At 69.1% G+C, this 11858-nt stretch carries 10 protein-coding genes; 9 read left to right on the top strand and 1 reads right to left on the bottom strand.

Annotated features, from left to right (window positions below; all coding sequences use genetic code 11):
• The first annotated feature begins 21 nt into the window (after positions 1-21).
• From AC1DK9_RS00960 to purU, 5 genes are read left to right on the top strand one after another with little or no spacing between them, the layout of a single operon-like run.
• A complete protein-coding gene (locus tag AC1DK9_RS00960; protein ID WP_476914734.1) occupies positions 22-432 on the top strand; it encodes a sarcosine oxidase subunit delta in 411 nt (136 codons plus the stop codon).
• Entirely contained in the window at positions 429-3404 is a 2976-nt protein-coding gene (locus tag AC1DK9_RS00955) for a sarcosine oxidase subunit alpha family protein (RefSeq protein ID WP_476914733.1), read from the top strand. Before AC1DK9_RS00960 ends, AC1DK9_RS00955 begins: the two co-directional genes overlap by 4 nt.
• Positions 3397-4032: a sarcosine oxidase subunit gamma gene (locus tag AC1DK9_RS00950; protein ID WP_476914732.1), complete on the top strand. Its 636-nt coding sequence runs from the start codon at positions 3397-3399 to the stop codon at positions 4030-4032. The genes AC1DK9_RS00955 and AC1DK9_RS00950 overlap by 8 nt, the downstream gene beginning before the upstream one ends.
• Entirely contained in the window at positions 4032-5405 is a 1374-nt protein-coding gene (locus tag AC1DK9_RS00945) for an L-serine ammonia-lyase (protein ID WP_476914731.1), read from the top strand. The genes AC1DK9_RS00950 and AC1DK9_RS00945 overlap by 1 nt, the downstream gene beginning before the upstream one ends.
• Before the next feature lie 3 nt (positions 5406-5408).
• Positions 5409-6305, top strand: a complete 897-nt coding sequence (gene purU, locus AC1DK9_RS00940; protein WP_476914730.1) for a formyltetrahydrofolate deformylase — start codon at positions 5409-5411, stop codon at positions 6303-6305.
• A gap of 19 nt (positions 6306-6324) precedes the next feature.
• Here the strand turns inward: purU and AC1DK9_RS00935 are convergent, their stop codons facing one another.
• Positions 6325-6867, bottom strand: coding sequence for an ArsR/SmtB family transcription factor (locus tag AC1DK9_RS00935; RefSeq protein ID WP_476914729.1), 543 nt, complete (start codon positions 6865-6867; stop codon positions 6325-6327).
• 73 nt (positions 6868-6940) lie between these two features.
• Here AC1DK9_RS00935 and AC1DK9_RS00930 point away from each other — a divergent pair, with 73 nt between their 5' ends.
• From AC1DK9_RS00930 to AC1DK9_RS00915, 4 genes are all read left to right on the top strand, one after another.
• A complete protein-coding gene (locus tag AC1DK9_RS00930) occupies positions 6941-8191 on the top strand; it encodes an MFS transporter (protein WP_476914728.1) in 1251 nt (416 codons plus the stop codon).
• Between the two features lie 122 nt (positions 8192-8313).
• The gene (locus tag AC1DK9_RS00925; RefSeq protein ID WP_476914727.1) at positions 8314-9090 is read left to right on the top strand and encodes an electron transfer flavoprotein subunit beta/FixA family protein; all 777 of its coding nucleotides are present in this window, start codon (positions 8314-8316) and stop codon (positions 9088-9090) included.
• Positions 9091-9100: 10 nt separating this feature from the next.
• Positions 9101-10084, top strand: a complete 984-nt coding sequence (locus tag AC1DK9_RS00920; RefSeq protein WP_476914726.1) for an electron transfer flavoprotein subunit alpha/FixB family protein — start codon at positions 9101-9103, stop codon at positions 10082-10084.
• 2 nt (positions 10085-10086) lie between these two features.
• Complete coding sequence (locus tag AC1DK9_RS00915; RefSeq protein WP_476914725.1) at positions 10087-11850, top strand: cytochrome b/b6 domain-containing protein; 1764 nt, start codon at positions 10087-10089, stop codon at positions 11848-11850.
• Positions 11851-11858: the final 8 nt, after the last annotated feature.

Below are 11858 nucleotides of genomic sequence, written 5' to 3'. Positions count from 1 at the left end.
ACCAGAAAGTAGAAGACGCACATGCTGCTCATTTCCTGCCCCAACTGCGGCTCGCGCGACGAGACCGAGTTCCACTACGGCGGCCAGGCCCACGTGCCCTACCCCGAAAACCCCAATGAACTGACCGACCGTGAATGGGCCGAATTCCTGTTCTACCGGGACAACACCAAGGGCGCCTTCGCCGAGCGCTGGCTGCACAGCACCGGCTGCCGCCAGTGGTTCAACATGCTCCGGGACACCGTCACGTACGAGATCCAGGCCGTCTACCCGATGGGCGCACCCCGCCCGGACGCCGCCCCGCAGGCCGCCACCACCGAGTCCGGTACTGCCAGCACCGCCGCTGACAGCACCACCACGGGCAACGCCGCCCCGGACACCGCCGGCACCAGCACGACCACCAGCACCACTGCCCCGGAAGGAGCAACAAAGTGACTTCCCAGAAACCAGGGACTTCCCAGAACGCCCGTCTCGCCGCCGGCGGCCGCATCGACCGCACCATCTCCTGGCGTTTTACCGTGGACGGCCAGGAATTTACCGGCCACCCCGGCGATACGCTGGCCTCAGCCCTACTCGCCAACGGCCGGATCGCCGCCGGCAATTCGCTCTACGAGGACCGTCCCCGCGGCATCCTGGCCGCCGGCGTGGAGGAACCGAACGCCCTGGTCCGGGTGGAGCCCCGCTTCCCCGGCCACGTGGCCGAATCCATGCTCCCCGCCACGACCGTCACCCTGGTGGACGGTCTCAAGGCCGAATGGCTGAGCGGCCTGGGCCGCCTGGACCCCGCCGATGACAAGGCCGAATACGACAAGAAGTATGTCCACACCGATGTCCTGGTGGTCGGCGGCGGCCCGGCAGGCCTGGCGGCCGCCCGCGAGGCAGCCCGCACCGGTGCCCGGGTGATCCTGATGGACGACCAGCCCGAACTGGGAGGCTCGCTGCTGTCCGGTTCGACTTCGCCCGAGCTGGCCGAGAGCATCGAAGGCAAGCCGGCGCTGGAATGGGTCGCGGACGTCGAAGCCGAGCTCGTCTCCGGCGCCGAAACCACTGTCCTGAACCGCACCACGGCCTTCGGCGCCTACGACGCCAACTACGTCATCGCCGTCCAGAACCGCACCGACCACCTCTCCGGCCCCGCCGCGTCCGGGGTGTCCCGGCAGCGGATCTGGCACGTCCGTGCCAAGCAGGTGGTCCTGGCCCCCGGAGCCCACGAACGTCCGCTGGTTTTCGAGGACAACGACCGGCCCGGCATCATGCTCGCCTCGGCCGTCCGCAGCTACCTCAACCGCTACGCGGTGGCGGCGGGCCAGCGCGTCGTCATCGGCACCACGAATGACAGCGCCTACGCCCTGGCCGCGGACCTGCGCGCCGCAGGCGTCAAGGTTGCCGCCGTCGTCGACGCCCGCGCCAGCCTCAGCGACGTTGCCGCGGCGGCCGCCGAATCCGGCACCCGGGTGCTGATCGGCAGCGCCGTCGCAGCCACCGGGGCGGACGCCGACGGCCGGCTGGACACCGTCACCATCCGCAGCATCAACGACGACGGCGAGCTCACCTCCGGCATCGAGGAGATCGCCTGCGACCTGCTGGCCGTCTCCGGCGGCTGGAGCCCGCTGGTCCACCTCCACTCCCAGCGCCAGGGCAAGCTGCGCTGGGACGAGGACCTGGCGGCCTTCGTGCCGAGCACGGTCGTTCCCAACCAGCAGACCATCGGCTCCGGACGCGGCAGCGTCGACCTCGGGGATTGCCTCGCCGAGGGCGTCTCCGCCGGAGCCGCAGCGGCCATCGCCGCCGGCTTCGCCCCCGAAAATCCGACCGCAGTCACCGTTCCGCTGGTCCTCCCCGAGCCGAAGGCGTCCGCCCCCACGCGGCAGCTCTGGCTGGTTCCCGGCCAGGAGGGCACCGCCGACGACTGGCACCAGCACTTCGTCGACTTCCAGCGGGACCAGAGCGTCGCCGACGTGCTGCGCTCCACCGGGGCCGGGCTGCGTTCGGTCGAACACATCAAGCGCTACACCTCGATCAGCACCGCGAACGACCAGGGCAAGACCTCCGGCGTGAACGCGATCGGCGTCATCGCGGCGGCCCTCCGGCAGGCCGGCGAGGCATCCCGGGGCATCGGCGACATCGGCACCACCACCTACCGGGCACCCTTCACCCCGGTTGCTTTCGCGGCACTCGCGGGACGCCAGCGCGGCGAGTTGTTCGACCCCGCACGGGTCACCTCGATCCACCCCTGGCACGTCGCCCAGGGTGCGCTGTTCGAGGACGTCGGGCAGTGGAAGCGCCCCTGGTACTTCCCGCAGGACGGCGAGGACATGGACGCCGCCGTGCTGCGTGAATGCGCCGCCGTCCGGGAGTCCGTGGGCTTCATGGACGCCACCACGCTCGGCAAGATCGAGATCCGGGGCAAGGACGCCGGTGAGTTCCTCAACCGGATCTACACCAACGCGTTCAAGAAGCTCGCCCCGGGTTCGGCCCGCTACGGCGTCATGTGCATGGCCGACGGCATGATTTTCGACGACGGCGTGACCCTCCGTCTCGACGAGGACCGCTACTTCATGACCACCACCACCGGTGGCGCGGCGAAGGTGCTGGACTGGCTGGAGGAATGGCTGCAGACGGAATGGCCGGAGCTGGACGTGCACTGCACCTCGGTGACCGAGCAGTGGACCACGATCGCCGTCGTCGGGCCCAAATCCCGGGCGGTGCTCGCGAAGGTGGCACCCGAACTCGCCGCCGGCGGCGGACTCGACGCGGAGGCCTTCCCGTTCATGACGTTCCGCGAGACCACGCTGGCCTCCGGCGTGCAGGCCAGGATCTGCCGGATCTCCTTCTCCGGCGAACTCGCCTACGAAATCAACGTGCCTGCCTGGTACGGGCTGAACACCTGGGAGGCCGTTGCCGCGGCCGGTGCAGAGTTCAACATCACCCCGTACGGCACCGAAACGATGCACGTGCTCCGGGCTGAAAAGGGTTACCCGATCGTCGGCCAGGACACCGACGGCACCGTCACCCCGCAGGATGCCGGGATGGACTGGGTGGTTTCCAAGGCCAAGGAATTCATCGGCAAGCGCTCCTACGCCAGGACCGACGCCGGGCGCGAGGACCGCAAGCACTTGGTCAGCGTCCTGCCCGTGGACACGAGCCTGCGTCTCCCCGAGGGCACCCAGCTCGTGGAACAAGGGATCACCACGAACCCCGCCTTCGGGCCGGTCCCGATGCAGGGCTTCGTGACCTCGAGCTACCACAGCGCCGCGTTGGGCAGGTCGTTTGCCCTGGCGCTGATCAAAAACGGACGCAACCGGATCGGCGAGACCCTCGTGGCCGCCGCCGGCGACCAGCTGGTCGACGTCGTCGTCGCCGAAACCGTACTGTTTGACCCCGAAGGGACCCGCAAAGATGGCTAACACCGCAGCACTCACCGGCATCAATGGACTCCGGGAAATCCGCCGCAGCCCCGCCTCAAGCCTGGCCGAAGCACTGAAAACCGGCTCCATCCCCGGAACGGTTACCCTGAAGGAAATCCCGTTCCAAACCATGGCCGGGGTCCGCGTCGAGCCGCGGTCGGAAGCCGCGGCAAGGATCGCGTCCGTCACCGGCGGCCTGCCCGCCGGCTGCGGCGAGGTGGCCGGGACGGAGCCGGTCAGCGTGCTCTGGCTGGGACCGTCCGAGTTCCTGGTGGTCGCCCCGGAGGATGCCCACGACAGCCTCGGCGGGGAACTGCTCGGCTCCCTCACCTCCGCCCTGGGTGACGCCCCGGGCCAGGTGGTGGACCTCTCCGCGAACCGCACCACGTTCGAGCTCAACGGCCCGCTGGCCCGGGCGGTGCTGGAGAAGGGCTGCGCCCTGGACCTTCACCCGCGCAGCCTCAAGCCCGGGACCGCGCTGGCCACGGAGGTCGGCAACATTCCGGTGATCCTGCTCAAGAGCGGGGAGGAGAGCTTCCGGTTGTTCCCCCGCGCGTCCTTCGCGGACTTCCTGGGCCGCTGGCTCCTGGACGCTATGAGGGAGTTCGCCTCCCCCGAGGTTCCCTGATGGCCCTCAGCGTCCTGGACCTGTTTTCCGTTGGCATCGGGCCGTCGTCCTCGCACACGGTCGGCCCGATGCGGGCGGCGAAGCTCTTCGCCGACGGCCTGAAAGCCGACGGCCAGCTCAGCGCCACGGCCCGCGTCCAGTCCGAACTGTTCGGCTCGCTCGGCGCCACCGGCCGCGGCCATGGCTCGGACAAGGCGGTGGTGCTGGGCCTGCAGGGCCTGGACCCGGAAACCGTGGACACCGCCACCGCCGACGACCAGGTGGCCGCGGCCGCCCTCGACGCCGAACTCCGGATCGGCGGGGACCACCGGGTGGACTTCAACTGGGACGAGGACGTGGTCCTGCACCGGCGCAAGTCCCTGCCCGCCCACCCGAACGGCATGACCTTCCGCGCCCTGGACCACACCGGGGCCGTGCTCAGCGAAAGGAGCTTCTACTCGGTCGGGGGCGGCTTCGTGGTGGACGGGGACGCCGACGGGGGCGACCAGGTGGTGGCGGATGACACCGTGCTGCCGTACCCGTTCACGACCGCGGACGAGCTCCTGGCCGTCTGCCGGCGGGAGGGCATGTCCATCTCCGAGGTAATGCTGGCCAACGAGCTCGTCTGGCACAGCGAAGCCCAGCTCCGGGAGAAGCTGCTGGCGCTCTGGGCCGTGATGCGCGAGTGCGTGGACAACGGCTGCGCCGCGGAAGGAATCCTTCCCGGCGGGCTGAACGTCCCGCGCCGGGCGCCGTCGCTCTTCCAGACCCTGTCCGCGGACACCGGGACCACCGATCCGCTGCGGGCCATGGAATGGGTGAACCTCTTCGCCCTCGCGGTCAACGAGGAGAACGCCGCCGGCGGCCGGATCGTCACCGCGCCGACCAACGGCGCGGCCGGCATCGTGCCCGCGGTGCTGCACTACTACGCCAAGTTCGTCCCAGGAGCCGACGACGACGGCGTCGTCCGCTTCCTGCTGGCGGCGGCCGCCGTCGGGATCCTGTTCAAGATCAACGCCTCCATCTCCGGCGCGGAAGTTGGCTGCCAGGGCGAGGTGGGTTCGGCCTGCTCCATGGCCGCCGCCGGACTCTGCGAGGTACTGGGCGGCACCCCCGAACAGGTGGAGAACGCCGCCGAAGTCGGGATCGAACACAACCTCGGCCTGACCTGCGACCCCGTGGGCGGCCTGGTGCAGATTCCCTGCATCGAACGGAACGCGATCGCCAGCGTCAAGGCCATCAACGCCGCTCGGCTGGCGCTGCACGGCGACGGCAGCCACAAGGTGTCGCTGGATAAGGCCATCAAAACCATGCGTGAGACAGGAGCGGACATGAAAACCAAGTACAAGGAGACCTCCCGCGGGGGCCTCGCCGTCAACGTGATCGAGTGCTGAGCCATGACTGCGATCCAGACTGAAATTTCCCGCCCGCTGCCGGTCACCACAGTGGAGCATGTCCTGACGCTCGACTGCCCGGAGACGCCAGGGATTGTCCACGCCGTCTCCGGCTTCCTGCTGGAGCAGGGCGCCGACATCATCGACAACAAGCAGTTCGGCGAACGTTCCGAAGGGCACTTCTTCATGCGCGTGCACTTCGCTTCCGACGGCGATGCGTCCACCGCGGACACCCTGCGGACCGCGTTCGCCCCGGTGGCCGAGCGCTTCGGGATGAGCTGGCGGCTGGAACCCCACCGTTCCAAGCGCCGCGTGCTGATCATGGTGTCCAAGTTCGGGCACTGCCTCAACGACCTGCTGTTCCGGGCAAGGATCGGCGAGCTCCCCGTCGATGTGGTGGCCGTGGTCTCCAACCACACGGACCACCAGGCGCTGGTGGAATGGCACGGCATCCCGTTCTTCCATGTGCCCGTCACGGCCGCCACCAAGCCCGAGGCGGAGGGACGGCTGCTGGAACTCATCGATGAGTTCGACGTCGAACTCGTCGTCCTGGCCCGCTACATGCAGGTCCTCAGCGACGGCCTCACCCGGAAGCTGGACGGCCGCGCCATCAACATCCACCACTCCTTCCTGCCCAGCTTCAAGGGCGCCAAGCCGTACCACCAGGCCTATGCCCGCGGCGTGAAGACCGTGGGCGCCACCGCCCACTACGTCAATGGCGAACTGGACGAGGGGCCGATCATTTCCCAGCAGGTGGTGGAGGTGGACCACACCTACGGCCCGGACGAGCTCGTGGCCGCGGGGCGTGATTCCGAGTGCAAAGCCCTGTCCAACGCCGTGCGCTGGCACTGCGAGGGCCGGGTAATCCTGCAGGGGAACAGGACAGTGGTGCTGAGGTAGCCCACCCGCGTGCCCGGACCTAGTCCGGCGAGCGGTGGAGGACGAAGATTCCGCCGTACGCCGGCTGGTCCAGCCGCTGCCGGTCACTGTCGGTGTAATCGTTCAGCACGGCCTGTATGCGCTGAACGAAATCGTCGGCGTCGGCGTCGGAGAGGTGCAGGACGAAGCGTGAGAGGCTGGCGAGGGCGTCCGGACCGGCCTCCGCCAGCTCTTCACGGAACGCCTCGACCGGTGCCAGCGGGCCGTCCGGACCGGCATCGCTAAGTGCGGTATCGAGGTTCCATGACCGGCCCGTGGAACGGTACGGCTTCTCCAGGGCGCCGCTCTCGCCGGCGCGGACCGTGGCGGCTTCAAGGAATCCGGCGGCAAGCAACTGCCGTACGTGGTACAGCGTGGTCCCCGGATCCTGGCCCAGCCGGTCGGCGAGCTGCTTGTTGGTCAGTTCGTGAAGCCCGCACAGACGAAGGATCCGAAGGCGCAGCGGGTGGGCCAGCGCCTTCACCTCACGGGCGCTGGCGGCGGGTCTCTCCACGTTCGTGCCCGTCGGCGCTGCGTCCGTCATGTCCCCATCCTATGATCGATGCACTTAATTCAACCACCTTGAATTTTCTCAATCGATGCGGCAGGGTTCAGCTATGACCAGTCACGCAACGAAGCTTGAGGCTCGGGTCCGCGCGCCGCTGGGGGCGTCCTTTTGGAGGTTGTGGACCGCCTCCGGGCTGTCCAACCTCGCGGACGGCGTCTTCAAGATCGCACTGCCGCTGCTGGCAATCCAGTTCACCCAATCGCCCACCCTGGTCGCCGGGCTGAGCGTCGCCGCGACGCTTCCCTGGCTGCTCTTCGCCCTCACCGCCGGGGCGCTGGCCGACCGCCTGGACCGGCGCAAACTGATGCTCTGGGCCAACCTCGGCCGCGGGGTGCTGCCCGCGCTGCTGGTTTTTCTTATCCTGCTGGACCTGGGCTCCATCTGGGCCCTGTACGTTGTCGCGTTGCTGGTGGGGGTGGCTGAAACGCTCTACGACACCTCCGCGCAGTCGATCCTGCCGCAGCTGGTGCACCGGGATCAGCTGTCGCGCGCCAACGGCAGGCTGTACGCCGTCGAGCTCACCGCCAACCAGTTCGTAGGTCCCCCGCTGGGCGGGCTGCTGGTGGCCGCGGGTGTCATCGCGGGCTTCGCCGTGCCGGCGGCACTGTGGCTGGCGGCTGTCGGTGGCCTGCTCCTGGTTCCGGGGGTTTTCCGTGTGGAGCGGGCGCAGAAAACCACGCTGCGGTTCGACGTCGGCGAGGGCCTGCGGTTCCTCTGGAACCAGAAAATCCTTCGCACGCTGGCGGGCATGACGGGGGTATTCAACTTTGCCTCCAGCGCGGCCTTCGCGGTCCTGGTGTTGTTTGCCGTCGGTCCGACGTCGGCCATGCAGCTTTCCGAGGTGGGATTCGGCCTGCTTCTGACCGCCTCGGCCCTCGGCGCCTTCGTCGGCTCGTTCATTGCCGAGCGGGTCGAGGCCAGGCTGGGCCGGTCAAAGTCCCTGGCCCTAACGATCATGGGCGGTGCGCTCCTTGTTGGTGCGCCCGCTGTGACCAGCAACCCCTACGTCCTCGGGCCAATCCTCTTCGTTGGCGGCATGCTGGTGGTGCTCTGGAACGTCATCACCGTGTCCCTGCGCCAGCGCATCACCCCGGACCGCCTACTGGGCCGCGTCAACAGCGCTTACCGCCTGCTGGCGTGGGGCACCATGCCCCTGGGCGCAGCGGCGGGCGGCCTTCTGGCGCAATGGCTGGGCCTGCAGGCCATGTTCGGAATCATGGGAGTGCTGACCCTCGCGCTTCTCGGGATGATGCCCATCCTCACGGACAAGGCAATTGCGGCCGCCGAGGACGACTACTAGACCGTGCACTTGGGTGCGGCGACACGCGCCCTGCAAGCCGAGGTGGCCGCACTTTCGTAGACTCTAGGGAGATCCGACATGTCTCCCCTGTGGCGACATGCCCGCCACAGGAAGAGCCATCGATGAAGATTATCGTCCTAGTCAAGGAAGTCCCCGACACCTACGGGGACCGAAAACTGAACCTCGAGACGGGCCTCGCCGACCGGGAAGCCAGCGAGACAGTCATTGACGAAATCGGCGAGCGCGCCCTGGAACTGGCCCTAAGCTACGCCGACGCGAACGAGGGCACCGAGGTCACCGTCCTGTCCATGGCTCCCGAGGCGGCGACGGCCACAATCCGCAAGGGGCTGGCAATGGGTGCCGGCAGCGCAGTCCATGTCTGCGACGAGGCGCTCCGGGGCGCCGACCTTGGACTGAGCGCGGAAACCCTCGCGGCAGCGATCCGCCGCGTTGAATTCGACCTGGTCATCACCGGCAACCTCTCCACCGACGGCTCCGGCGGCATGATCCCGGCGATGCTCGCGGAACTGCTCGACGTGCCGCTAGCCACCGGCCTCAGCTCCGTTCAGATCAGCGACGGCACGGTCTCCGGCACCAGGGGCGTCGACGCCGGCGTGCAGCAGGTCTCCGCGCAACTGCCCGCGGTCATCTCCATTACCGAAGCCCTCCCCGGACCCCGCTTCCCCAACTTCAAAGGCATCATGGCGGCGAAGAAGAAGCCCCTGGAGGTCCTGACGCTCGCTGACCTGGGCGTCGAGGCCGAGGATCCGGACGCAGCCCGCTCCATCATGCTGGCCGTGGCCGAGAAGCCGCCGCGTGAGGCCGGTGTGAAGATCGTCGACGACGGCGACGCCGGCGAAAAGCTCGCCGACTTCCTGATCGAAAACCGACTGGCGTAGGAGCAAGGACATGACTGAATTCCCTCGTGACGCAATCCTCGTCGTCGTGGAAGCCCGGACTTCCGGCGAACTCGAGAAAGCTGCGGCCGGGCTCTTCGGTGCCGCCGCCTCGGTGGGCACCCCGGTTGCCTTGGTCCTCGCCGCTCCCGGAACCGGGAGCGGCGCCGCAGCCGAGGTCGCCGAACTGGGTGCCGCGCAGGTGCTCATCGCAGAGGCCCAGGATCCGTCCGCTCTGGGCGTGCCGGCCGTTGATGCGCTTTCCGCCGCAGCGGAGCAGGTCCAGCCGGACGCGATCCTGATTTCGCATTCCCTGAACGGACGGGATCTGGCCGGCCGCTACGCCGCCCGTTCGCGGGCCGCGGTCTGCGTCGACGCCGTGGGCGTATCGCGCGACGATGAAGGCGTGGTGGCGCACCACTCCGTCTATGGCGGCGCCTACAACGTGACCTCCACGGCCACCTTCGGGGCGCCGGTCATCACGGTCCGCCAAGGCTCCATCGAGGCGCGCGCGGCGGCCCGTCCGCCGGCGTCGGAGACTCTGGCCGTGACGCCCTCCGGGAAGCCCGCCGCCCGGATCGACTCGTTCGAGGAGGCGGCCGCCGCCACCTCACGACCGGAGCTGCGAGGCGCCGCCAAGGTGGTCGCGGGCGGCCGCGGCCTTGGCTCCAAGGAACAGTTCGCCCTGGTCGAGCAACTCGCCGACACCCTGGGCGCGGCCATCGGCGCCTCGCGCGCCGCGGTGGACGCCGGCTACATCCCGTCTGCGCATCAGGTGGGCCAGACCGGGGTGTCCGTGTCCTCCCAGCTGTACATCGCACTCGGCATCTCCGGCGCGATCCAGCACCGCGCCGGCATGCAGACCGCCAAGACCATCGTCGCCATCAACAAGGATGCGGACGCGCCGATCTTCGAGATCGCGGACTTTGGCGTGGTGGGCGATGTCTTCAAGGTTGTCCCGCAGCTGATCAGCGCCCTCGAGGCTCGGAAGAACTAGGGATGGCCACTCAGTCCGGGTCCATCCGACGGGGCCTGCCGCGCGTGCCGGGCGGCGAGCCCTGGCCCCCTGCCGGCGAAGCACCCGCACGCCTTCTCTCCGCCGCCGCTACTGCCGCCCCCGCGCTGCAGCCGTCAGCGGAGACGGCACCGGAAACCGCGCAGGGCACGACGCCGGCGCCCGCCGCAGTACCTGCCGTCGACGCCGCTGCCGCGCAGGTCGCTGAGCCCCGAGTGGACGTTCCCTCGCGAAGCACCGCCGTCCGGCCTATCCGCCGCGGGCTGCCGCGCGTGCCGGGCGGCGAACCCTGGCCGCCCGCGGGCGAGGTCTCGGTGTCGGTTCGCGCATCGCTCCCGGCTCCGGCCACGGCGCCCACCACGACTGCCGCGCCGGCGGCCGCCGCAGAGCCCGCGTCGGTAGCCGGGCCTGTTCCCGCCGCTGCCGCCGCGGTGACAGAACCCCCGGCGCCGTCGCCTGCAGTTGCTTCGCTTACGGCGTCCGCGCTCCCGACGCCGGGAGGCGTCCAGCTTCGTCGCGGACTCCCCCGCGTCCCCGGTGGCGAGCCGTGGCCCCCGGCCGGGCTTGCCCCGGCGCGCGCTGTCACCACCACGGTGGTACAGGCGCCTGCTACCGCCGCAGCGCAGACCGCCCCGGACCTCACCCCCGCGCTACCGGCACCTGCCACCGTGGCGGAAAGGCCTGCCACGCCCGAACCTCAAGGGACCGCGAGCGCCCCCGCGGAGCCCGCGGCGCCCGCCGTCCCGGCGTCGGCGTCGGCGGCATCCGCCGCCGTTCAAAAGCCCTCCGCCGCAAAGCCCGCTGCCGCAAAGCCCGAGAAGCCCGTCGCCCCCAAGCCCGAGCCAAAGCTCTACGGCTCGCGCACCCTGGCCCAGTGGATCAAGCGCGTGGTGCTCCTCGCCGTCGGCGCCATAGTTGCCGCCGGCATCCTGGTGCTCGCGGCGCGCGGCGTCACGACGCTGCCTGGCGTGCCGGAGTTCCTCAGGCGGTACCCCGGCGAGTATGCCCTGCCGCAAGGCGCCGAGCCAGGTTTCCCCTGGTGGGCGCAGTGGACCCACTTCCTGAATATTTTCCTGATGGTGCTCATCATCCGCTCCGGCTACCAGGTGCGCACCCAGCAGAAGCCTCCGGCGTTCTGGACGCCGAAGCGCGGCGGCAAGAAGATCAGCATCAACCTGTGGCTGCACCAGTCGCTCGACATTTTGTGGCTGGCCAACGGACTCATCTTTGTGGTGCTGCTGTTCGCTTCGGGCCGCTGGGTGCGGATCGTGCCCAGCAGTTGGGAGGTCTTCCCCAACGCGGCCTCTGCGCTGCTGCAGTACATGACGCTGGACTGGCCCGTCGAGACCGGCTGGGTGAACTACAACAGCCTGCAGCAGCTCATGTACTTCCTGGTGGTGTTCGCCGCGGCTCCGCTGGCGGCGATCACGGGGGTGCGGATGAGCGAATTCTGGCCGAAGAACGCAAAGGCGCTGAACAAGGCCTACCCGGTGGAGGTTGCGCGCGCACTCCACTTCCCCACCATGCTGTTCTTCGTGCTGTTCATTCTGGTCCACGTGTTCCTGGTATTCGCCACCGGGGCGCTCCGGAACCTGAACCACATGTTCGGCGGGACGGACGAAGTGAACTGGGCCGGATTCTGGCTCTTCGCGGCCGCAATCGCCCTTACGACGGCGGGCTGGTACGCCGCCCGCCCGCTCGTGCTCGCACCCATCGCGAAGGCGTTCGGGCAGGTGAGCAGCCGCTAGGGACGGCT

The organism is Arthrobacter sp. 01T414 (genome assembly GCF_056398965.1).
Note: the sequence above shows the minus strand (reverse complement) of the source record. Positions and strands in the feature narration are given on the sequence as shown.

Excerpts from the sequence above, each read along its gene's own strand:
- AC1DK9_RS00960 (WP_476914734.1), top strand. The coding sequence starts at position 22 with ATGCTGCTCATTTCCTGCCCCAACTGCGGCTCGCGCGACGAGACCGAG.
- AC1DK9_RS00950 (WP_476914732.1), top strand. The coding sequence starts at position 3,397 with ATGGCTAACACCGCAGCACTCACCGGCATCAATGGACTCCGGGAAATC.
- AC1DK9_RS00945 (WP_476914731.1), top strand. The coding sequence starts at position 4,032 with ATGGCCCTCAGCGTCCTGGACCTGTTTTCCGTTGGCATCGGGCCGTCG.
- purU (WP_476914730.1), top strand. The coding sequence starts at position 5,409 with ATGACTGCGATCCAGACTGAAATTTCCCGCCCGCTGCCGGTCACCACA.
- AC1DK9_RS00935 (WP_476914729.1), bottom strand. The coding sequence starts at position 6,867 with ATGACGGACGCAGCGCCGACGGGCACGAACGTGGAGAGACCCGCCGCC.
- AC1DK9_RS00930 (WP_476914728.1), top strand. The coding sequence starts at position 6,941 with ATGACCAGTCACGCAACGAAGCTTGAGGCTCGGGTCCGCGCGCCGCTG.
- AC1DK9_RS00925 (WP_476914727.1), top strand. The coding sequence starts at position 8,314 with ATGAAGATTATCGTCCTAGTCAAGGAAGTCCCCGACACCTACGGGGAC.
- AC1DK9_RS00920 (WP_476914726.1), top strand. The coding sequence starts at position 9,101 with ATGACTGAATTCCCTCGTGACGCAATCCTCGTCGTCGTGGAAGCCCGG.
- AC1DK9_RS00915 (WP_476914725.1), top strand. The coding sequence starts at position 10,087 with ATGGCCACTCAGTCCGGGTCCATCCGACGGGGCCTGCCGCGCGTGCCG.